General features: G+C 32.8%; 17 protein-coding genes and 2 riboswitches. Of the genes, 3 read left to right on the plus strand and 14 right to left on the minus strand.

From position 1 onward, the window contains the following. Positions 1-185: 185 nt before the first annotated feature. The 14 genes from metH to ACFSSB_RS08770 form a co-directional block, all read right to left on the minus strand. Positions 186-2,867 (minus strand): methionine synthase, encoded by a 2,682-nt coding sequence (gene metH / locus ACFSSB_RS08705; protein ID WP_379903241.1) that lies wholly within the window; start codon positions 2,865-2,867, stop codon positions 186-188. Then, positions 2,867-3,868 (minus strand): homocysteine S-methyltransferase family protein, encoded by a 1,002-nt coding sequence (locus ACFSSB_RS08710; protein WP_379903243.1) that lies wholly within the window; start codon positions 3,866-3,868, stop codon positions 2,867-2,869. The genes metH and ACFSSB_RS08710 overlap by 1 nt, the downstream gene beginning before the upstream one ends. Before the next feature lie 53 nt (positions 3,869-3,921). Further along, positions 3,922-4,037: riboswitch (SAM riboswitch) on the minus strand. Positions 4,038-4,148: 111 nt separating this feature from the next. Beyond that, the gene (gene cysM / locus ACFSSB_RS08715; RefSeq protein WP_379903245.1) at positions 4,149-5,039 is read right to left on the minus strand and encodes a cysteine synthase CysM; all 891 of its coding nucleotides are present in this window, start codon (positions 5,037-5,039) and stop codon (positions 4,149-4,151) included. Further along, positions 5,039-5,767: a serine O-acetyltransferase EpsC gene (gene epsC, locus ACFSSB_RS08720; protein WP_379903247.1), complete on the minus strand. Its 729-nt coding sequence runs from the start codon at positions 5,765-5,767 to the stop codon at positions 5,039-5,041. Before epsC ends, cysM begins: the two co-directional genes overlap by 1 nt. Positions 5,768-5,772: 5 nt before the next feature. Continuing rightward, positions 5,773-6,822, minus strand: coding sequence for an NAD(P)/FAD-dependent oxidoreductase (locus tag ACFSSB_RS08725; RefSeq protein WP_379903249.1), 1,050 nt, complete (start codon positions 6,820-6,822; stop codon positions 5,773-5,775). Then, the gene (locus tag ACFSSB_RS08730) at positions 6,815-7,411 is read right to left on the minus strand and encodes a precorrin-2 dehydrogenase/sirohydrochlorin ferrochelatase family protein (RefSeq protein ID WP_379903252.1); all 597 of its coding nucleotides are present in this window, start codon (positions 7,409-7,411) and stop codon (positions 6,815-6,817) included. Before ACFSSB_RS08730 ends, ACFSSB_RS08725 begins: the two co-directional genes overlap by 8 nt. Before the next feature lie 12 nt (positions 7,412-7,423). Further along, positions 7,424-8,197: a uroporphyrinogen-III C-methyltransferase gene (cobA, locus tag ACFSSB_RS08735; RefSeq protein ID WP_379903254.1), complete on the minus strand. Its 774-nt coding sequence runs from the start codon at positions 8,195-8,197 to the stop codon at positions 7,424-7,426. Positions 8,198-8,219: 22 nt separating this feature from the next. Beyond that, positions 8,220-10,313 carry a nitrite reductase gene (locus ACFSSB_RS08740; RefSeq protein WP_379903256.1) on the minus strand — a complete coding sequence of 698 codons (2,094 nt, stop codon included), beginning with the start codon at positions 10,311-10,313 and terminating at the stop codon, positions 8,220-8,222. 12 nt (positions 10,314-10,325) lie between these two features. Beyond that, positions 10,326-10,946 (minus strand): phosphoadenosine phosphosulfate reductase domain-containing protein, encoded by a 621-nt coding sequence (locus ACFSSB_RS08745; protein ID WP_379903258.1) that lies wholly within the window; start codon positions 10,944-10,946, stop codon positions 10,326-10,328. Between the two features lie 124 nt (positions 10,947-11,070). After that, positions 11,071-11,481, minus strand: coding sequence for an RrF2 family transcriptional regulator (locus ACFSSB_RS08750; RefSeq protein ID WP_379903260.1), 411 nt, complete (start codon positions 11,479-11,481; stop codon positions 11,071-11,073). Between the two features lie 25 nt (positions 11,482-11,506). Beyond that, positions 11,507-12,673 (minus strand): trans-sulfuration enzyme family protein, encoded by a 1,167-nt coding sequence (locus ACFSSB_RS08755; RefSeq protein ID WP_379903262.1) that lies wholly within the window; start codon positions 12,671-12,673, stop codon positions 11,507-11,509. A 16-nt stretch (positions 12,674-12,689) separates the two neighbouring features. After that, positions 12,690-16,088, minus strand: a complete 3,399-nt coding sequence (gene thrA, locus ACFSSB_RS08760; RefSeq protein ID WP_379903264.1) for a bifunctional aspartate kinase/homoserine dehydrogenase I — start codon at positions 16,086-16,088, stop codon at positions 12,690-12,692. A 66-nt stretch (positions 16,089-16,154) separates the two neighbouring features. Continuing rightward, a complete protein-coding gene (locus ACFSSB_RS08765; RefSeq protein ID WP_379903266.1) occupies positions 16,155-17,447 on the minus strand; it encodes an O-acetylhomoserine aminocarboxypropyltransferase/cysteine synthase family protein in 1,293 nt (430 codons plus the stop codon). 118 nt (positions 17,448-17,565) lie between these two features. Beyond that, positions 17,566-17,688, minus strand: a riboswitch (SAM riboswitch). Between the two features lie 108 nt (positions 17,689-17,796). Continuing rightward, the gene (locus ACFSSB_RS08770; RefSeq protein WP_379905669.1) at positions 17,797-19,341 is read right to left on the minus strand and encodes a hypothetical protein; all 1,545 of its coding nucleotides are present in this window, start codon (positions 19,339-19,341) and stop codon (positions 17,797-17,799) included. A gap of 146 nt (positions 19,342-19,487) precedes the next feature. Between ACFSSB_RS08770 and ACFSSB_RS08775 the strand changes: the two genes are divergently transcribed. The 3 genes from ACFSSB_RS08775 to leuD all read left to right on the plus strand — a co-directional run bounded on the left by ACFSSB_RS08775 (position 19,488) and on the right by leuD (position 22,771). After that, positions 19,488-20,663: a 2-isopropylmalate synthase gene (locus ACFSSB_RS08775; RefSeq protein WP_379903269.1), complete on the plus strand. Its 1,176-nt coding sequence runs from the start codon at positions 19,488-19,490 to the stop codon at positions 20,661-20,663. After that, a complete protein-coding gene (gene leuC, locus ACFSSB_RS08780) occupies positions 20,664-22,061 on the plus strand; it encodes a 3-isopropylmalate dehydratase large subunit (RefSeq protein WP_379903271.1) in 1,398 nt (465 codons plus the stop codon). It begins immediately after the preceding gene. A gap of 122 nt (positions 22,062-22,183) precedes the next feature. Further along, complete coding sequence (leuD, locus tag ACFSSB_RS08785) at positions 22,184-22,771, plus strand: 3-isopropylmalate dehydratase small subunit (protein ID WP_379903273.1); 588 nt, start codon at positions 22,184-22,186, stop codon at positions 22,769-22,771. Positions 22,772-22,814 lie beyond the last annotated feature (43 nt).

Raw genomic sequence — 22,814 nt, forward strand, 5'->3', positions numbered from 1 at the left:
TTTTTTCTTTTTTTGGGCGTTACCATACTTCGCTTAAGCTTCTTATGGTCGCGCTATCACTACTCGCTCTCTTTGAGGAGCTCAAACAAACCGTTCTATCGCTAACGCATCTACTTGCTATGGCCAGGTTTCTTAGCAAAAACTATTTTCTATTTGCTAAGAGATTCCTTCCTACGCAAGCATTATTAATCCGCTAAATTTGGATTTAACCATTTTGTAGCTTCATCTTTGCTTATATTTCTTCGCTTTGCGTAATCTTCTAACTGGTCTTCTTTTATTTTTCCTAATCCAAAATACTTAGCTTCTGGGTTTGCAAAATAATAGCCACTTACACTTGCAGCTGGCCACATGGCTAAGCTTTCGGTAAGCTGTACTCCTATTCTATTTTCTACATCAAGCAATTGCCAAATGGTCTTTTTTTCTAAATGATCAGGACAAGCAGGATAACCAGGAGCTGGACGAATACCTTTATAGCTTTCTTTTATTAGCTCTTGATTGCTAAGATTTTCGTTTGCAGCATAGCTCCAATGCTTGGTTCGTACTTCTTTATGAAGATATTCTGCAAAAGCCTCAGCAAGTCTATCTGCTAATGCCTTTATCATAATCGAGTTATAATCGTCATGCGCATCTTCAAACTGCTTGGCTAATTCGGCAGTACCAAATCCAGTAGACACACAAAAAGCACCAATATAATCTTGCTTTCCTGTTGCTTTAGGAGCAATAAAATCTGCAATAGCAAGGTTAGGTTTTCCTGCCGCTTTTTTAGATTGTTGCCTAAGCGTTAAGAAATTTAAAGTATCTTTTTGAGATGCTTCCACAGTCACTTCTATATCATCATCATTTATGGTATTTGCAGGAAACAAGCCAAAAACAGCCTTTGCTTTTAAAAGCTTTTCCTTAAATATGCGCTGTAATAGTTCTTGCGCATCTTTAAATAAATCGGTTGCCTGCTCACCAACAACTTCATCTGTAAGAATATCTGGATATTTACCATGTAAATCCCAACTTCTAAAAAATGGAGACCAATCGATGTATGCTTCTAATTTGGTAATATCAAAATCTTGAAGTTCTTGAACACCTAAATGGTTAGGTTTTATAATTTCAGAAGTATTCCAATCTATTTTAAACTTGTTTTTTCTAGCTTCTTCAATAGACAAGTATTCTTTTTTTCTGGTTCTGCCTAAAAACTGTTCTCTAAACGCATTGTACTCTTCACGAATTTGCTCTTTATATACTTTATTATCTTTATTAAGTAGCTCACCAACAACAGTTACAGCTCTAGAGGCATCATTAATATGCACTACTGTATTGCTATAATTAGGTGCAATTTTAACCGAAGTATGCGCACGAGATGTTGTTGCTCCACCAATAATTATAGGAATGGTAACGTTCTTTTTTTCTAAAGATTTTGAAACATATACCATTTCATCTAATGAAGGTGTTATCAATCCGCTTAAACCAATAATATCTACATTTTCTTTAATGGCAGTATCCACAATTTTTTCTGGTGGAACCATAACACCTAAGTCAATAATTTCATAATTATTACAACCCAAAACCACGCTTACAATATTTTTACCAATATCATGCACATCTCCTTTTACAGTTGCCATTAAAATTTTACCAGCAAACTCTTGTCTTCCATCTTTCTCTGCCTCTATAAAAGGCTGTAGATATGCAACTGCTTTTTTCATGACACGCGCAGATTTAACTACTTGTGGTAGAAACATTTTTCCGCTTCCAAAGAGATCACCAACTACACTCATTCCAATCATTAAATGTCCTTCAATAACTTCAATTGGTTTTCCAACTTCTAGCCTAGCTTCCTCTACATCTTCAACAATAAAAGTATCTAATCCTTTTACTAATGCATGTGTAATTCTATCTTGTAACGGATTACTTCTCCACTCTAATACTTTGGTTACATCTTCTTTTTTATTTCCTTTTACGGTTTCGGCAAAGTCTAACAAACGTTCTGTAGCATCATCACTTCTATCAAATAAAACGTCTTCTACATGCTTTAATAAATCTTTATCAATCTCATCATACACCTCTAACATGGTAGGATTAACAATACCTAAATTCATTCCGTGTTGAATAGCATGGTATAAAAATGCGGCATTAATAGCTTCGCGAACCGTATTATTTCCTCGAAAAGAAAAGGACACATTACTTACGCCTCCCGAAACATTGGCATATGGTAAATTTTCACGAATCCATTTTGTGGCTCTAAAGAAATCTAAAGCATTTAAACGGTGTTCTTCCATTCCTGTTGCTACAGGAAAAATATTAGGATCAAAAATGATATCTTGAGGAGGAAAACCATCAACATCTACTAATATTTTATAGGAGCGTTCGCAAATTTCAATTCTGCGTTCGTAAGTATCTGCTTGTCCGTCTTCATCAAATGCCATCACAATTACCGCAGCACCATAACGTTTCACTAATTTTGCTTGTCTAATAAACTCGGTTTCGCCTTCTTTTAAACTTATAGAATTTACTACACATTTTCCTTGTACAACTTGCAAACCAGCTTCAATAATTTCCCATTTCGAGCTATCAATCATAATAGGCACACGAGAGATATCTGGTTCTGAAGCAATAAGATTTAAAAAGGTAGTCATGGCGTACTTTCCATCAAGCATACCTTCGTCCATATTAACATCTATAATTTGCGCTCCACCTTCTACTTGATCTCTAGCAACACTTAATGCTTCGTCATACTTCTCTTCTTTTATTAAGCGTAGAAATTTACGAGACCCTGTAACATTGGTTCTTTCTCCAACATTTATAAAGTTACTTTCTGGAGTTACAACTAATGGTTCTAAACCTGAAAGAGTTAAGTATTTATTTTTAGTTTTCCCCATTATGCTTCTATTTCTAATTTTCTTGGCTTATATTTTTTTGCAACTTCTGCAATTAACTTAATATGCTCTGGACTAGTACCACAGCAGCCACCAATAATATTGATTAAATTATCTTGTAAATACGATTCAATATAGGTTTGCATTTCTTTTGGTGTTTGGTCATATTCACCAAATGCATTTGGCAATCCTGCATTTGGATGTGCAGAAGTAAAAAACTCGGTTTCATTAGATAAGCGTTGTAAATAAGGTTTTAGTTGCTCTGCTCCTAAAGCACAATTAAAACCTACACTTAATAATGGAATATGAGAAATAGAAGTTAAAAAAGCTTCAACCGTTTGACCTGACAAAGTTCTTCCTGATGCATCTGTAATGGTACCAGAAACCATTACTGGAATATCGATATTTCGTGCTTCTTTCACTTCTTCAATAGCAAATAATGCGGCTTTTGCATTAAGTGTATCAAAAATGGTTTCAACCAAAAGAATATCTACTCCTCCATCTAGTAAAGCTTCTACTTGTTGCTTGTAGGCAACGCGTAATTCTTCAAAAGTAATGGCTCTATATTCTGGTCTGTTTACATCAGGAGATAAACTAGCTGTTCGGTTTGTTGGACCAATACTTCCTGCTACAAATCGAGGTTTATTTGGATTCTTTTTTGTGAATTCTTCGGCAACTTTTTTTGCTATTTTGGCTGACTCAAAATTTAGTTCGTATACCAAATCTTCCATATTGTAATCTGCCATTGCTATTGTAGTACCAGAAAAAGTGTTGGTTTCTACAATATCTGCTCCTGCTTCAAAATATTTAGCATGAATGGTTGCAATGGCTTCTGGTTGGGTAAGCGACAGCAAATCATTATTACCTTTTAAAGAAGTTGGATATTCTTTAAAGCGTTCACCACGAAAATCTTCTTCGGTAAAATCATACTGCTGAAGCATAGTACCCATGGCACCATCTAGCACTAAAATATGTTGTTTTAAAATTTGTTTTATATCTGACATGTTATATTAAATTATATAAATGTCATCAGGAAGGGAAGTAAGAGAATTACTTATGGTTATCTGTCTGTTTACTGAAGATTCAGTAAAAAGTAGAATTTAGCACCTTCTTTTTTATAAAGGGTTGCCAAGGCTTCAATGGGTCTATTCCCTCTGCCTTTCGTGATAACATTCAATACGATTATGAACAAATACCATTTACTAATTGAAATTTCAATAATAATTTCAATTAACAACTAGTATTAAAGTGTAAAATAACAGAATAAAAATAGGATAACCAATTTTATTCATATAAATCTGAAGAAATATAGCGATCTCCTATATCGCAAATAATAGCAACAATGATTCCTTTATCTATTTGTTCTGCAATTTGTAAAGCAGAAGCTACAGAGCCACCACTACTCATTCCTGCAAAAACACCTTCTTCTTTTGCTAGTCTATTGGCTACTTCTCTTGCATCTTCTTCGCTTACATCAACTACTTGATCTACTTTAGAAGCATTAAATATTTTTGGTAAGTATGCTTCTGGCCATTTACGAATACCAGGAATTTTCGCACCATCCTTAGGTTGCGCTCCAACAATTACCACGTCTTTATTTTGCTCTTTTAAATAGGTAGAAACTCCCATAATGGTTCCTGTGGTTCCCATGGCAGAAACAAAATGTGTAATTTCTCCGTTAGTATCGTTCCAGATTTCTGGTCCAGTAGTTTTATAATGTGCTTTCCAGTTATCTTCATTAGCAAACTGATTCAGCATAAAATAGCCTTTCTCTTCACTTAATTGAATGGCTAAATCTCTTGCTCCTTCAATACCAACATCTACAGAAGTTAAAATTAATTCTGCACCATAAGCACGCATGGTTTTAATGCGCTCTTTGGTAGAGTTTTCTGGCATTATAAGCACCATATTTAAACCTGAAAGCTGTGCAATAAACGCTAAAGCAATACCTGTATTACCACTTGTTGCTTCAACTAGCGTATCTCCTTTTTTAATATCACCACGTTTTAAGGCTTCGGTAATCATATTAAAAGCAGCTCTATCTTTAACGCTTCCTCCAGGATTTTTTCCTTCTAATTTTAAAAACAAGCGAACACCTTCTTTTTGTATAATATGTGTTGCTTCTACTAAAGGTGTATTACCAATTAAGTCTGTTATTGATTTTCCTTCTATCATTATTTTCTTGTCTTTATTTTTATTTCAGATTGATAGGTTACCAAAGAATTTGCTGGAACAGATTCTGTAATCCAAACATTAGCTCCAATAATACTATTTTTTCCTATAACAATATCGCCACCAAGAATAGTTGCGTTTGCATAAATGGTTACATTATCTTCAATAGTAGGATGTCTTTTTGTGGAAGCAAGACTTTTTTTAACTTGAATTCCGCCTAAAGTAACTCCTTGATAAATTTTTACTTGACTTTTTATAATAGCAGTTTCGCCTATTACAACACCTGTACCATGATCTATAAAAAAAGAATCACCTATAGTCGCTCCTGCATGAATATCTATTCCTGTAATGCCATGAATATACTCTGACATCATTCTAGAAAGAATATATAAGTTTAATGAATAAAACTCATGACTTAAACGATATATAGCTATGGCGTGAAAACCAGGATATGCTAAGTATACTTCTTCTAAACTTTTACAAGCAGGATCATTTGCTTTTGCCGCTTTGGCATCTAATTCAATTTTCTTTTTAATTAGATGTAATTTATCTGCAAAATTTTTCCAGATAATTTCTCCATTAAGAACTTTTAGTTCTTTTGAAAATTTTAAAAAAACTGCTTTTAAGTATTCTAATTCTACTTTTTGCTTTTCTTCTTCTTCAAATAAAGCATAAAACAAATCTTTAGTAAAAACTGCTACTTCTTCTTTTAGTCGAAGGTTAAAAATCATTTAAATTAATTGATAGATTGAACTACTGCTTTTGGTGCTTCTTTACGTGTACCATCAAAACCATCAATACCACTAACTGTTGTATATTTTAACACATACTTTTTACCTGGATTGATAATTTTATATGCAGACTGACACATTAAGGTTGCTTCATGAAAACCACACAAAATCAACTTTAGTTTTCCTTCGTATGTATTTACATCTCCAATAGCAAAGATACCCGGAATATTTGTTTGATAGTCTAAAGTATCTACTTTTATAGCATTTTTAACAATTTCTAATCCCCAATCACCAATAGGTCCTAGTTTTGGCGACAGTCCAAAAAGCGGAATAAAATGATCGGTTTCTAACAATATTTTTTCACCTTCTTTAGTAACTGTAATTCCTTCTAGCTTATTATTACCATGTAAAGCAGTTACTTCGGCTGGAGTTATAAGATTTATTTTACCTTGTTTTTTAAGTTCTTGTACTTTTTCAACAGAATCTAAAGCACCACGAAACTCATTTCTTCTATGAACTAAAGTCACTTGAGAAGCCACATCTGTTAAAAACACACTCCAATCTAAGGCAGAATCTCCACCACCAGAAATCACCACTTTTTTATCTCTGTACACTTCAGGATCTTTAATAAAGTATTCTACACCTTTATCTTCGTAATAGGCAATGTTTTCAATCTTTGGTTTTCTAGGTTCAAAAGAACCTAAGCCACCAGCAATGGCAACTACAGGTGCTTGGTGTTGCGTTCCTTTATTGGTGGTAACGATAAAACTTCCGTCTTCTTGTTTTTCAATAGTTTCTGCACGTTCCCCTAAGGTAAAACCTGGTTCAAACTGTCTTCCTTGCTCTAATAAATTAGCGGTTAAATCTCCTGCTAAAACCTCTGGAAAACCAGGAATATCATAAATAGGTTTTTTAGGATAAATCTCTGAACATTGTCCGCCAGGCTGAGGCAGCGCGTCAATTAAATGGCACTTTAATTTTAGCAATCCTGCCTCAAAAACTGTGAATAAACCTGTTGGACCTGCTCCTATTATTAATATATCTGTTTTAATCATGATGTACTTCTTTTTTACTAATTAACCCTTTTGTAAACTCGTTAAGCGTTTCTACTTTTTCTTCGAAATCGCCTTTTATTGTTTTTCTAAAAATGTTTAAATTTTTAACCATATCGTCAATATTATCAGGAATAACATCTTCAAAAGATTGACGTAAGCGTTTGGCTGTTGTTGGTGATTTTCCGTTGGTAGAAATGGCTATTTTTACATTTCCTTTGGTAACAATTCCTCCCATATAAAAATCGCAATATGGAGGATTATCTGCCACATTGACTAGAATATTTCTTTGCTTGCAATCTTGGTACACCTCAATATTTACATCTACATTATCTGTAGTAGCAATAACAATATGTTTATTACTTAAATGCAAATCATTATAAACACCATCAAGCATTTCTACTCCATATTCTGTAGCTAATGCAATAGTTTCGGCTCTATAAAAAGGAGCTATCATTTGCACTTTTGCATTCGGACTAGACTTTAGTAAAAAGTTTAATTTTTCTAAAGCTACGTTACCTCCTCCAACAATAAGAACGTTGAGTTGTTCTACTTTTAAAAAAATTGGATATAAGTTATTTCTATCTTCCATTTCTATTCCTTGTTATGCAGAAATTACTTCTGGTTGCTTAATAACTTCATTAAAAATAGAATTTAGCTGTACGCGTTTTTCAACCACTTCACCAATAACAATTATAGCAGGATTTGCTAGTTGTTTTTCTGTAACTACATTACAAATAGTTTCTATGGTTCCTACGCCAAATTTCTCGTCTTTCGTTGTTCCGTTTTGAATAATTGCTATTGGAGTTTTTGCTTTTCCTTCAGCAGAAAAAATAGATACAATTTCTTTTAGTTTTCCCATTCCCATTAAAATAACAACGGTTGCTGAAGATTTTGCAGCAATCGCTACATCTTTTGAAATAGCATGCGATTTAGTAGTACCTGTAATTACCCAAAAACTTTCTGAACTTCCTCTTTTTGTTAACGGAATTCCTTGATAAGCAGGAACAGCTAATGAAGAAGATATACCAGGAACCATGTAGGTTTCTAGTCCAAATTGTCTTACATAATCAATCTCTTCTGCACCACGACCAAAAATAAAAGGATCTCCTCCTTTTAAACGTACTACATGTCCGTGAGATTTAGCTCTAGCAACAATTAAGTCATTAATTTGTTCTTGCTGATACGCATAACAACCTCTACGTTTACCTACAAAAATAAGTTCTGTATCAGTTGAAGCATAGGTCAATAATTCTTTATTTACAAGGGCATCATACAAAATAACATCTGCATTTTTAATGGCTTTAATTGCTTTTAAAGTAATTAAATCTGGATCTCCAGGACCTGCTCCTACTACTGTTAGTTTTGGTGTTTTCATCTTCTTAAATTTTAGTAGTAAGCTAGCTTACCAATTGTTTTTCATTTTCTCTAAACACACGAACAGCTTCTAAAAAATCTTCGGCATTTTTAATATAACTTTTTGCAAATGCTTGGGTTGGCGCATTATTTTTTATCTGATAAATTAATTTAGAAAAAGACACACCTAAATTAATTTTATTGTTTTCTACAAACTCAGTTTGAAACGTATTTATAATTCCTGCTTGTGTATTGGTGGAAATATTTTCGGAAAGTAAAATCGCTTTCGCGGAATTTACCATAGAACGATACGCAAAGTAGATAGCATTAGAATACACTTTATTAGTAAAAGCTTCTTTTGCTGTTTCTATTTTTTCTTCACTTTCCAGAAATAAAGTTGCAATTAAATCAATAACAACACCTGCACATTCTCCAATTCCGATAGCTTTTACGTATGCTTCATTAGTTCCCCAATCTATAAAATCTTCTTGTGTTAAGTTGGTAGCATCAGAAAGGTCTTTTAGCATTTCATAAAAATACTTTTCGCCTTGTTGCAAATAATAATCTACAAATAGCTTTCCGTTTCCGTTAGTTTCGAAATCATTTAAAATTCTACGTAATGCTTCTGGTCCTCTTCTACTAGGCACTTTTACCACTTTATCAGCAAAAACACCTTGACCATTTCCTTTATTTCCTCCACCTAAAAGTACTTGTAAAGCTGGAGCTACTAATTTATCTGGCGTACGAATAGACATACCTTGAAAACCAATATTTGCAGCATTATGTTGACCGCAAGCATTCATACAACCACTAATTTTGATGATTAAATCTTCGTTTTTTAAATATTGTGGGTATTCTGTTTTTATAACACGTTCCAGCTCATCTGCAATTCCTGTGCTGCTTGCAATACCTAAATTACAAGTATCTGTTCCTGGACATGCAGTAATATCAACCGCTTTATTGTAACCTGCTTCAACAAAACCTAATTTGGCTAATTCTTGGTAGAAAAATGGTAATAAATCTGCTTTTACAAACGGAATTAATATATTCTGACGTAGGCTTAAACGAATTTCTCCTGCAGCATAATTTTGCACTAAATCTGCTAATAATCGTGCTTTGTCCGTATAAAAATCTCCTAGAAGCACTTTAATTCCTATGGCAACATATCCTTCTTGTTTTTGCGGAATGACATTAGTAGCTTTCCATAATTGAAATGCTTCTTCATCTTCAATTTCTACTGTTGGCGCTTCAACAGAAACAGGAATAGAAACCGGATAATTCTCTGCATCAATAGCTACAGACTTATATTCGATAGCATCTTGTTCTTCTTCTACCAATTTTTTAAAAGCATCTAAACCAATGTCTTTAATTAAGAATTTCATTCTTGCTTTGGCACGACTTTTACGTTCGCCATGACGATCAAAAACTCTTAAGACACCTTCCATTACAGGAATTATTTTATCGGATTCTAAAAAACCATAAAACACATCTGCATGTCTTGGCTGCGAGCCTAAACCACCACCAAGCATCACTTTAAAACCTCTTACTCCGTTTTTAATTTTAGCAATAAATCCTAAATCATGCATGTAAGACAAGCCTGTATCTTCTTCTGTAGCAGAAAAAGACACTTTAAATTTTCTACCCATTTCTTGACAAATAGGATTGCGTAAAAAGAACTTAAAAATAGCATCTGCATATGGAGAAACATCAAAAGGCTCCTTAACATCTATTCCTGCAGTTTCGCTTGCTGTAACATTACGAACTGTATTACCACAAGCCTCACGAAGTGTAACATCATCACGCTCTAATTCTGCCCAAAGTTCTGGTGTTCTATCCAGATCTACATAATGAATTTGAATATCTTGACGTGTAGTAATGTGTAATCTACCACGAGAATACTCATCAGAAACATCTGCAATTCTGTGCAACTGGTTGCTTAAAACTTTACCATAAGGAAGCTTTATTCTAATCATTTGCACGCCTTGTTGACGTTGTCCGTAAACACCTCTTGCCAAACGAAGACTTCTAAATTTTTCTTCGTCTACTTTTCCAGCTTTAAAAAGTTCAATTTTATTGGCTAAGTCAATAATATCTTGCTCTACTACTGGGTTTTCTATTTCGGTTCTAAAACTTTGCATACTGTTTCAACTTTATTGTAAGTGTATACCACACTCTCTATTTTCTAAGGCTTTTATAGGATCAAAATACGTGTGGTTTTTAGGTAAATTATGTACTTCTAAATAATTATCTAAATCGTAATCTGACCAATAATAAAATGGGCTGATCTTTAAAATACCATCTTTACTGTAACTTAAAATATCTTTTTTATCTCTTAGTTCTGTTTGGCGTACTCTAATATTTGTAAACCATAATTCGGGTTGCTGTTCTTGTAATGCTCTTCTAAAAGGTTCTAATTTTACTACTTCAGAAAACAACGCATGATTATCATCTTCAACATTAGGCAAGCCTATGGTTTCTTCTATTTCTTCTCTTGTTTTTAAAGATTGGTATTTTTTAATATTTAAATTATAATCTTTAATAAGGCTATCTGCATGTGCATAGGTTTCTGGTAAATTAAACAAGGTATCACACCAAACCACCTTAATATTTTTATCATGTTTAGACATGGTACTTAAAAGTATTGCCGAATATTTACCAAAACTGGTAGTTACTATCCTGTTGCTAGATAGCGTTAAAGCCCATTGAATTATTTCATCTGGTGTTTTGTTTCTTAGCTCTTTATTTAAGGTATCAATATCTAGTTTTATCATGTCGTATTTTTATTATTTCTATAATTCCTATCGATTTACTAGGATTAAAAAACAAATGTATACTTTTTATTTATTTCTAGTACTAAAAAAATCATAAAAATATAAGGCTATTTCTAGTAAACTGTTAACGCGTTAGGTCTGCTAGTGAGGTATTTCTGAATATTTCTAGCGTATTATCCCTTACTTTAATCATTAACAAATGTACAGCACATGCAGCTTCGTCTGGACAATCGGAACATTTCTCATAGAAGTTTAAACTTACACAAGGAACCATTGCAATAGGTCCTTCTAAAATACGCATAACATCTACCATTTTAATAGCTTCTGGACTTTTAAGAAGGTAATAACCACCTGATTTTCCTTTTTTAGATCCTAAAAAGCCATTTTTACGTAAGCTTAACAATATACTTTCTAAGAATTTTCTAGAAATATTTTCACTTTTTGAAATCATTTCAATTGGAACAGGCACACCTACTTCTTGTTTTGCCAAAAAGGTAAGTGCTTTAATTCCGTATTTTGTTTTCTTTGAAAGCATCCTACAAAGATACTTATTTTATATATTAATCTAAAGCCTGTTTTAAATCGTTAATAATATCATCTACATTTTCTAAACCAACAGAAACACGAACCAATCCATCTGTAATTCCTACCTCTAAACGGTCTGCTTCTGTTAACTTGCTATGTGTTGTAGAAGCTGGATGTGTCACTATAGTTCTTGTATCTCCTAAATTTGCAGAAAGGGTTGCCATTTGTATTTTATTTAAAAAATTTCTTCCTGCTTCAATACCTCCTTTTACTTCAAAAGCTACAATATTCCCTCCTTTTTTCATTTGCTTTTTAGCTATTTCATATTGAGGATGCGACTTTAAAAAAGGATATTTTACCAAGTTTACATTTGCATGAGACTGTAAAAACAAAGCCACTTTTTCTGCATTTTCACAATGCCTATCTAAACGTACTGCTAGTGTTTCTAAACTTTTTGACAATACCCAAGCATTAAATGGCGATAATGCAGGACCTGTATTTCTTGAAAACAAATAAATTTCTCTAATCAATGCTTTACTACCAACAGTAACACCTCCTAAAACACGACCTTGACCATCTATTAATTTTGTAGCAGAATGAATTACTAAATCTGCACCAAATTGTATTGGGTTTTGTAAGTATGGAGTAGCAAAACAATTATCTATTACCAATAACAGATTGTGTTTTTTAGCTATTTTTCCTAAGTATTCTAAATCTAGAATATCTATGGCTGGATTTGTTGGACTCTCAGCATATAATATTTTTGTATTAGGCTGAATGACATCTTCAATACTATCTAAATTATTACCATCAAAATAGCTAGTAGTGATATTCCATTTTGGCAAATATTTGGTAAACAAACCATGTGTGGAGCCAAAAACACTTCTAGAAGAAACAATATGGTCACCAGCATTTAGCAAGGCAGCAAATGTTGAAAAAATAGCAGACATACCAGTTGCAAATGCATAACCTGCTTCTGCACCTTCCATTTTACAAATTTTATCTACAAACTCTGAGGTATTCGGATTTGTAAATCTGCTATAAATATTACGTTCTTTTTCTTCAGCAAAAGAAGCTCTCATATCTTCTGCGTCTTCAAAAACATAACTAGAAGTAAGGTATAAAGGAGCAGAATGCTCTAAAAATTGCGAACGTTCTAATTGTGTTCTTATCGCTTCGGTTTCAAAATTATTTTTGCTCATAATACGTCTACTACTTTTAATTATTGTTTTCTATTAATCTTAAAACATCTCCAAAAACACCTCTTGCTGTTACTTGTGCTCCTGCTCCTGCTCCTTGAATTACCAATGGTTGCTCTCCATAAGACTCTGTATAAATTTCAAAAATAGAATCAGATCCTTTTAAAGCACCTAAAGGAGAACTTTGCGGAACAGAAACTAGTTTTACTTCTAATTTGGCACCATTTTCATCTTCTAAATTACCAGATAAATCGCCAATATATCGCAATACACAATCTTTATCTTGAGCACTTTTTAACGCTGCATAGGTAGCATTCATTTCCTCAAGAGAATTTAAAAACGTAGATACATTTACACTTTGCAAAGCTTCAGGAATTAAATTTTGAATCACAACATCTTCAATTTCATTATTTAAATCTAATTCTCTAGCTAGTATTAGTAATTTCCTTGCCACGTCATTTCCGCAAAGATCTTCTCTTGGGTCTGGTTCTGTAAATCCTTTATCAATGGCTTCTTTTAGCACTTCTGAAAAAAGCTTGTCTTGTGCAGAAAAACTATTAAATATATAACTTAAAGTACCCGAAAAAACACCTCGAATACGCGTAATATTTTCGCCAGATAGATGTAGTAACTTAATGGTATCAATTAATGGTAAACCTGCTCCTACATTGGTTTCGTATAAATATTTTTTTTGATGCTTATCTAAGTTTTCACGCAATTCATTATAAAACTTTAAACCTATAGTATTGGCAATTTTATTAGAAGAAACCAAGTCAAATCCATGAGAAACCAAAGTATTGTAACTATTTACAAAAGTCTTGCTTGCTGTATTATCTATAGCAATTAAATTTTCAAGGTGGTGTTTTTCTGCAAAATCAATAATATTTTGAATGTTATACGCTTCGCCTTTTTGCGCTATTTCTTCTTTCCAGTTTTGTGACACACCATTTTTAGACAACAGTACTTTTTTAGAATTAGCAATGGCAAAAATATTTAGTTTAACACCTTTACGTTTTTCAATATCTCTAGCCGAAGAAATAATTTGATTTATTAAAGCACTACCAACTAAACCATGACCAAAAATAGCAAGATTGACTTTTTTTGAACTATTAAAAACTTCGCCATGAATTACATTTGCAGCTTTTAATAATTGATCTTTTTTAACCACAAGGCTTACATTTTTACCAGTAAATGTATTGTTAAAAAGTAGTGGTGTAATTTGATTTTTAATAAGTGCATTAAAAGGTTTATGAAAATCGCTCAAGGCAAGACCAATAATAGAAATAACGGAAACATCATCTACCACGTCAATTTTATGTACGTCTTGCGAATAAAAATCATTTTCAAATTCTTGTTCTAAAGCAATTACTGCCTGTGTTGCTTTATCAGCATCAATAACCAAGCCTATTCCTCGTTCTGAAGAACCTTGCGAAATAATACTTACACTAATATTATAAAGACTCAAGGCTTTAAAAATTCTAGCATCTACACCTACTCTTCCCAACAAACCACGACCTTCTAAATTTATTAAAGCCACATTATCTAAAACAGATAAAGAAGTAGCTTGGTTGCTATCGTTTTTTGCAGTTATTAAAGTACCTTCATCTTCAAGGTTAAAAGTATTTAAAATACGAAGGTTTATATTTTTTTCTAATAACGGAATAATGGTTTTTGCATGTAAAATGGTTGCACCAAAATTAGCTAGCTCATTCGCTTCAGAAAAAGAGAGTTCTTTAATTTTTTTTGCATCAGGAACCAAATCTGGATTTGCCGTATAAATACCATTAACATGAGTATAGTTTTGAAGCTCTTCGGCATCTAAATAATTGGCTAAAAGAGCTGCAGAATAATTGCTTCCGTTTCTACCTAAAGTAGTAGTCTCATTTTTAAGATTAGAAGCGACAAAACCAGTAACTATATTAACGGTTGTACCATTATATTGTTTAAAATGAGTTAAAACATTTTCTTTAGAAACGGCATGAATAGGTTTTGAATTACTAAACGTTCCTTCGGTTTTAATTAGCGTTCTTGCATCTGTAGCATTTGCGTTTACCTTTTCTTTTTTAAGTAAGGCCGTAATTAATTTAGCCGATAAAATTTCGCCATAAGCCAATACTTGATTTTCTATTTTCTCACTATAATCTCCTAATAAAGCAACACCTTCAAAAAGGGTTTCTAGGGTTTTAAACTCTTCGGAAAAATCAATGGTTTTTAGAGGCTCTGTTTGGTATTTTTGAAAAGCTAAAAACGCTTCTTTATAGGCTTCTTTTTGAGATGCTTTTTTAAGAATTTCTTCTAACTCATTTGTAGCATTTCCTCTAGCGGAAACCACAACAGTTATACGTTCTTCTTTTTCTACCTTATCTTTTATAATAGAAATAGTATTGGTTAACCCTTCTTTATTTCCTAAAGATTTTCCGCCAAATTTTAATATTTTCATTTTTTTATTTTTCGAATTCGGATTAAAAATATCTTCAATGATTTTTTCTAATTGATCAAATTCTATTAAAAAAGCATCGTGTCCATGATCAGAATTAATTTCATGATACGTCACATTTGGATGTAATAATGCTAATTGTTTTTGTGTTTCTCTATTTTCTTCTGCAGTAAAAAACAAATCAGAATCTACACCTATAATGCTAATGTTTGCTTTTATATTTTTTAATACTGCATCATAATTTTCTCTGCCTTTGGTTACGTCTATGCTTCGTAATAATTGATTCATTAACTTATAGGCAGACAACTGAAAACGTTCTTGAAGCTTTTTACCATGATGCAGCAACCAACTTTCTACATTAAAAATTTCTAACTCGTTATTTCTACTTCGCTTAAAACGTTCTTTAAATGATTTTGGCGTTCTATAGCACAACATAGCATGCATTCTTGCATCGTGCACTGGATTGTTAGAATTCACTAAAAACTGTTCTTGTATTTGGCAATTTGCAATTAGCCAATCTGTAGATTTCCAATCGGTTGCAACTGCAATTAAATGCGCTGCAAGATTTGGAGAAAGCACTGCCATTTCCCAAGCAATTCCTCCTCCTAAAGAACCTCCTATTAGTGCAAAAACAGAACTTATTTTTAGTTTTTCTAATCCTACCAAAAATATTTTTGCTATGTCTCTTGCTACAAAATCTTTGTAGTTTTCAACAATAAAACCATCATAACCATTTCCAGGAATATTAAAAGCTAAAACAGTATATACCTTAGTATCTATAACTTTGTTATCGCCAATGACATCGTTCCACCAGCCATCTTCTCCTGCCACATTACTATTTCCTGTAAGCGCATGATTTACTAGCACAATAGGTGCTTGATGTAAAGGTTGCCCAAAAGTTTGATAGGATAATTTAATATCTTGAGAGACACCAGAAGCAAGTTTAAAACTTGGTATTTTTATGTAGTTTAACGTAGCCATTTATAGGTTTTTAATTGCTATACCTGCTTTGTAATTTATTAGCAAAGCAGGTATAACTAAAATATATTATGCTAAAATGGTTTCTTTAACCACTTTAAAAGCTTCTTTTAAATCTGCTTTTAAATCTTCTATATTTTCAATTCCTACAGACAAACGAATTAAATCTTTACTAACCCCTGTTGCCTCTTGTGCTGCATCATCTAATTGTTGATGCGTTGTACTTGCTGGGTGAATAATTAACGATTTGGTATCGCCAATATTAGCCAGTAATGAAAATATTTTTGTGGTATCTGCTATTTTTTTAGCCGATTCAAAACCTCCTTCAACACCAAAGGTAACTACGCCACTTTGTCCGTTTGGCAAATATTTATCGGCAAGTTTTTTATATTTACTAGATTGTAAACCAGGATAATTCACCCAATTCACTTCTGGCTGCGCTTCTAACCATGTTGCTAATTCTAATGCATTTTCACTGTGTTTTTGTATACGCAGTTCTAAAGTTTCTAAACCTTGAATAATTTGAAAGGCATTAAAAGGGCTTAATGCTCCACCATAATCTCTTAGTCCTTCGACTCTAATTTTTGCAATAAAAGCAGCAGCACCAATAGCTTCGCTATACACTAAACCATGATAACCAGGAGATGGTTCTGTAAATTCAGGAAATTTACCATTGGTCCAATCAAAAGTTCCTGCATCAATAATAACTCCACCAAGAGAGGTTCCGTTACCAGTAATATACTTGGTCAACGAGTGAATTACAATATTAGCACCATACTCTATTGGGTTTAACAAATAAGGTGTTGCTACTGTATTATCAACAATTAAAGGCACTTTATTTGCTTTAGACACCTCAGCAATTGCTTCAATATCTAAAACATCTAGTTTTGGGTTTCCTAAAGATTCTACAAAAAATGCTCTTGTATTTTCTTGGCTTGCTTTTTTAAAGTTTTCAACATCTGAAGGATCCACAAAAGTAGTTGTAATACCATGTCTTGGTAAGGTAACACTTAGTAAATTATAGGTTCCTCCATACAAACTACTAGAGGCAACAATATGATCACCTGCTTTTAAAAGAGTTAATAAAGTTGTTGAAATTGCTGCAGTTCCAGAAGCAGTTGCTACTGCTGCAATACCACCTTCTAAGGCAGCTAAACGTTGTTCTAGAATATCATTTGTAGGATTATTTAATCGTGTGTAAATAAACCCTGGAACCGAAAGATTAAATCTTCCTGCTGCATCATCAGAATCATCAAAAACATAAGATGAAGTTTGGTAAATAGGAACTGCTCTGGTTCCTGAAGTTTGACTAACGTCGTGTCCTGCGTGCAACGCTTTAGTTGCGAATTTTTGTGTACTCATTTTTCTAAATTTTGAATTAAAATAAATTAAACCAAAAGCCAAATAAGCCTCGTTAGAAGCGTACTTAATAGAAAAATGTTAAAAAGAAAATACCAATTACAGATGAGTAATTGGGTTTGAGTTATCTATCCAATACTTCGATTAATGAATCGAACATTAAGTAGAATTTAGCACCTTCATAGTAAATCTAAGGGTTGCTAAGGCTTCATAGAGTCTATCTCTCCACCTTTCTTGATAACATTTCAGTAAGTGTTTGAACTTTGTGAGCACAAATATTGCATTACAAAAATTTAATATCCAAATTTTTTAAGCTTTTTTTTTCATTCTTTTTTTTGAGGAAGGCTAAAAACTAGGTGTGCTCTGCTAAGTACTTGTCTTTAATAATCTGACCTACAGGCTTATTTTCAATTTTACTTTCTAGCCAAGAAATAATATCTAAATATAAAAACGCACGACGCTCATAAGGATGATCTTCATATTGTTTTAAAACCACCAACAGTTTTTTAAATTCCTTTTTAAGATCTTGCGGATAAATATCTTGCAAACCTCTAATAAATTTTATCATTTCTTTTTGCACCTCATGAAGCTCATTCATTTTAATTAAAAACTTATAAGTACTACGCAGTAAGGTTTCTAAATGATAATCTAAACCTGCCTCATAATGCGCAACCAGGTTTAAAACTCTAGAAAAACACAGTAAATCTTCACGCATAGAAAGCGTTTTATTAGAAATAATTTTATCTAAATATTTAATGCATTCTTTATTGTTTCCTGCTCCAAAATGCATACTAGCAAATTTGTAATAAAAAACCATTTTATGGTGTGCATCAATTTTATTACTATACGGAATTAATTCTTTTTCAATCTGAGGAATAAGCGCTAAACCTTCACTAAAACTACCATCAATAAAATATTGATTTATATTATGAAAGTTGGTATACAAAAAAACCAAGCTGGCAACGTTTTCATCTTTAGGAAAACCATCACTAGCAACTGTAACTTTAAACTCGTTTAATTTTTCAATAAACTTTGGCTTATTTCTAATAAAATAAATAGCCTCTAACAGGTAGTTATTTCCTTTTAAGAAAAAAACGGGATTTAAATTTATCATACTAGGATTTTGATAAAATAAATCTACCCACTTTGATGCATATTTATAACAATTTAAAAAATCTTGTAGTAAAAAACTATACCATAAATGCGCTTTATAAAACCATAATTTTTCACGAAAGCCTGTTTTTGTTAAATCAAATTTAGGAATTCTTTTATTAAAATATTCGGTTACTAAACGGCTTTCCTCTTCATTTTTAACATAACCAGTTTTTAAAATAATACTGTAAAGCTGTAACGATAGATTAGATAATTTACTTGCAATTAAATTTAAGGCACTAATTTCTTTTGCCTGTGTTGCCAGCTCATCTGCACGTGTACTAATACTTCTTGTTATGTATTGTGATTCTATTACTTTTTCAAGTTCTATAATTTCAAAAGCAGCATTTTTTTCTTCATTTACAATAGCCAGTTCTTTTGCTTTATCTAGTATTTTCAAACTTTGTTTATACAAGCCCTTATGGTATAAAATAGAAGCAAAATCTAATTGCTCTCTAATTTGAGAACGTATATTTTGGTGTGAAGGGTTTAGTTTTAAACTTACTAAAATCTGCTTGTACAAATGTGCTTTAACATTGGCTATTTGTTGTTTTTTAACAATGCCACTTTTTAATATTGCAGTTTCATCATACACTTGAGCCTTATCTAAAAGATTAAAAAGTTTTAAAAATTTAGAATCTGAGTTTACCCCAAGTCTGCCTACATACAATTTAAATTGTCTTTTTTCAGATTTAGTTAAAGACTTAACTAACAGAAATAAATTATCTTTTTGTTCTTTAGTTATCAATAGAATATTAATTTAACTTCTTGATTATCAATACTTTAAATTATGTTTATGCTTTTGAACATCGTAAAAGTAACTCAAAATCAAATAATAATACCTAATCAAAATATAAATTCGTTATACAATACAAAAATATTTTTTGATAAATGTCAAGTAACAATATACAAATCTTTGATACAACGCTTCGAGATGGAGAGCAAGTTCCTGGTTGCAAACTGAACACAGAGCAAAAGGTTATCATTGCAAAACAGCTAGATCAACTTGGAGTGGATGTTATAGAATCCGGATTTCCCGTCTCTAGTCCAGGCGACTTTAAATCTGTAGAAGAAATTTCTAAAATCGTAAAAAACGCTACTGTTTGTGGTTTAACCAGAGCCGTAGAAAACGATATAAAAGTTGCTGCCCAAGCGTTAAAAAAGGCTAAAAAAGCTAGAATACACACAGGAATTGGCACATCAGACTCGCACATTCTTCATAAATTCAAATCGAATAAAGAAGCGATAATTAAACGTGCTTATGAAGCCGTAAAATACGCCAAATCTTTTGTTGAAGATGTAGAGTTTTATGCAGAAGACGCAGGAAGAACAGACAATGAATATTTAGCAAGAGTTTGTGAAGCTGCTATAAAAGCTGGTGCAACGGTTTTAAATATTCCAGACACTACAGGATATTGCTTACCAAGTGAATATGGTGCAAAAATTAAATACCTAAAAGAAAATGTAAAAGGCATAGAAAAAGCGATTTTATCTTGCCATTGCCATAATGATTTAGGTTTAGCAACCGCTAACTCTATTGAAGGTGTAATTAATGGTGCTCGCCAAATTGAATGTACCATAAATGGTATTGGCGAACGTGCAGGAAACACCGCTTTAGAAGAGGTTGTCATGGTTTTAAAACAACATCCTTACTTAAATTTAGACACAAATATTAACACACAAATGCTATACGGAATAAGCCAATTGGTATCTGATAGCATGGGAATTTACACCCAACCTAACAAAGCTATTGTAGGCGCAAATGCTTTTGCACATAGCTCTGGAATACACCAAGATGGCGTTATTAAAAATCGTGAAACTTACGAAATTATAGACCCTAAAGATGTTGGTGTAACAGAATCTGCTATTGTACTAACCGCAAGAAGCGGTAGAGCTGCTTTAGCATACCGAGCAAAAAATGTAGGTTATGAGCTAACCAAACTTCAATTAGATGAAATTTACGCTAGCTTTTTAACTTTTGCAGATAAAAAGAAAGAAATTAATGATAATGATATTCATCAAATTATTGAAACAAGTAACATCTACCAACAAATAATTTCCGCATAAATGAAAAAGACACTATTTGATAAAGTCTGGGATGCACATGTGGTAGACACTATAGAAGATGGTCCACAGGTACTTTATATAGACAAACATTTAATACACGAGGTAACAAGTCCGCAAGCTTTTAATGAATTAGAAGATCGCGGAATTCCTATTTTTAGACCTCAGCAAATTGTGGCTACAGCAGACCACAATACACCAACACAAAATCAAGATCAACCTATTAAAGATGAACTCTCTAAAAAACAACTAGAGCAACTATCTGTTAATTGTAAAAAAAACAATATTACCTTATACCAACTAGGTCATAAATACAATGGTATTGTTCATGTAATGGCTCCAGAGTTAGGTTTTACACAACCAGGAATGACCATGGTTTGTGGTGACAGCCACACCTCTACTCATGGTGCTTTTGGTACCATTGCATTTGGTATAGGTACTAGTCAAGTAGCACAAGTATTTGCTAGCCAATGCTTGCTACTTACAAAACCAAAAAGCTTACGAGTATCTGTTAATGGTAAACTAAAAAATGGCGTATTACCAAAAGATGTTATTCTTTATATTATCTCTAAACTAGGCACCAATTCTGGAACAGGATATTTTTGCGAATATGCAGGAAATGTTTTTGAAGAAATGAGCATGGAAGGAAGAATGACTGTTTGCAATATGAGTATTGAAATGGGAGCTCGAGGAGGAATGATTGCACCAGACCAAACTACTTTTGATTATGTAAAAGGAAGAGAATTTGCTCCTAAAGGCGAAGATTTTGATAAAAAAGTAGCTTATTGGAAAACCTTACCAACAGATGAAGGTGCTACTTTTGATAAAGAATACTTTTTTGATGCCGAAGATATAGAACCAATGATTACCTATGGTACTAATCCTGGAATGGGAATTAAAATTACCGAAAACATTCCTGTAGAGTCTAACGCGTCTTTTAAAAAGTCTTTAGCATACATGAATTTTAAAGCAGGAGAAAGCCTAATAAACAAACCTATTAATTATGTGTTTATTGGTAGCTGTACAAATTCAAGAATTGAAGATTTTAGAATTGCTGCAAACTTTATAAAAGGAAAACAAAAAGCAAGTAATGTTACAGCTTGGTTGGTTCCTGGAAGTAAACAAGTAGAAACACAAATTATTGAAGAAGGCTTAAAAGATATTTTTGAAGCAGCAGGTTTTACATTAAGACAACCAGGTTGTTCTGCGTGTTTAGCAATGAATGATGATAAAATTCCGCAAGGCGAATATTGCGTATCTACTTCTAACAGAAATTTTGAAGGACGACAAGGTCAAGGTTCAAGAACCATTCTTGCTAGCCCATTAGTTGCTGCAGCTACAGCTGTTGCAGGAAAAATAGTAGATGTCACTAAAGAAATTAAGGAGTTAGAATTAATTTAAAAAATCAAGTGTCACCTGGAGCGCAGTCGAGAGGTCACATAATAATAAACAATATAGTTAGGTATCGACTGCGCTCGACCCAACAATTAAAAAGAGATTCCTGCCTTTTGTAGGAAGTTGAGATGGAAAAATTTACAACATTAAACTCAAGAGCAATTCCGTTACAAATAGAAAACGTAGATACCGACCAAATTATTCCTGCGCGTTTTTTAAAAGCGACAGACAAAAAAGGGTTTGGAGACAATGTTTTTAGAGATTGGAGATACCATAAAGACGGATCGGTAAATACAGCATTTGCATTAAATAATCCTGATTATTCTGGCACTATTCTTGTTGCTGGAGATAATTTTGGATGTGGTTCTAGTAGAGAACACGCAGCATGGGCTTTAACAGGTTACGGATTTAAAGTGGTGGTGTCTAGTTTTTTTGCAGATATTTTTAAAGGTAATGCACTAAATAACGGTTTATTACCAGTACAAGTTTCGGCAGATTTTTTAAAAGAACTATTAAATACGATTGAAAATTACCCAGAAACAAAAATAACTGTTAATTTAGAAGCGCAAACCATTTCTGTAGATAACACCAATCTATCTGAAACTTTTGAAATTGATGCTTATAAAAAAACGTGCATGATAAATGGTTATGATGATATTGACTATTTACTAAGCAAAAAAGCAGCAATTGAAGCTTTTGAAAACGCTAATAGCTAGTACACGCGTTAGCGATTGAACGGTTTGTTTGAGCTCCTCAAAG

Origin of the sequence: Lacinutrix gracilariae, from assembly GCF_042684485.1 — a bacterium.
Classification (GTDB): Bacteria; Bacteroidota; Bacteroidia; order Flavobacteriales; family Flavobacteriaceae; genus Oceanihabitans; species Oceanihabitans gracilariae.

Excerpts from the sequence above, each read along its gene's own strand:
- leuC (WP_379903271.1), top strand. The coding sequence starts at position 20,664 with ATGAAAAAGACACTATTTGATAAAGTCTGGGATGCACATGTGGTAGAC.
- ACFSSB_RS08755 (WP_379903262.1), bottom strand. The coding sequence starts at position 12,673 with ATGAGCAAAAATAATTTTGAAACCGAAGCGATAAGAACACAATTAGAA.
- cysM (WP_379903245.1), bottom strand. The coding sequence starts at position 5,039 with ATGATAGAAGGAAAATCAATAACAGACTTAATTGGTAATACACCTTTA.
- ACFSSB_RS08725 (WP_379903249.1), bottom strand. The coding sequence starts at position 6,822 with ATGATTAAAACAGATATATTAATAATAGGAGCAGGTCCAACAGGTTTA.
- ACFSSB_RS08750 (WP_379903260.1), bottom strand. The coding sequence starts at position 11,481 with ATGCTTTCAAAGAAAACAAAATACGGAATTAAAGCACTTACCTTTTTG.
- epsC (WP_379903247.1), bottom strand. The coding sequence starts at position 5,767 with ATGATTTTTAACCTTCGACTAAAAGAAGAAGTAGCAGTTTTTACTAAA.
- ACFSSB_RS08710 (WP_379903243.1), bottom strand. The coding sequence starts at position 3,868 with ATGTCAGATATAAAACAAATTTTAAAACAACATATTTTAGTGCTAGAT.
- ACFSSB_RS08765 (WP_379903266.1), bottom strand. The coding sequence starts at position 17,447 with ATGAGTACACAAAAATTCGCAACTAAAGCGTTGCACGCAGGACACGAC.
- thrA (WP_379903264.1), bottom strand. The coding sequence starts at position 16,088 with ATGGCTACGTTAAACTACATAAAAATACCAAGTTTTAAACTTGCTTCT.
- ACFSSB_RS08740 (WP_379903256.1), bottom strand. The coding sequence starts at position 10,313 with ATGCAAAGTTTTAGAACCGAAATAGAAAACCCAGTAGTAGAGCAAGAT.
- metH (WP_379903241.1), bottom strand. The coding sequence starts at position 2,867 with ATGGGGAAAACTAAAAATAAATACTTAACTCTTTCAGGTTTAGAACCA.
- ACFSSB_RS08730 (WP_379903252.1), bottom strand. The coding sequence starts at position 7,411 with ATGGAAGATAGAAATAACTTATATCCAATTTTTTTAAAAGTAGAACAA.
- cobA (WP_379903254.1), bottom strand. The coding sequence starts at position 8,197 with ATGAAAACACCAAAACTAACAGTAGTAGGAGCAGGTCCTGGAGATCCA.
- leuD (WP_379903273.1), top strand. The coding sequence starts at position 22,184 with ATGGAAAAATTTACAACATTAAACTCAAGAGCAATTCCGTTACAAATA.
- ACFSSB_RS08775 (WP_379903269.1), top strand. The coding sequence starts at position 19,488 with ATGTCAAGTAACAATATACAAATCTTTGATACAACGCTTCGAGATGGA.
- ACFSSB_RS08745 (WP_379903258.1), bottom strand. The coding sequence starts at position 10,946 with ATGATAAAACTAGATATTGATACCTTAAATAAAGAGCTAAGAAACAAA.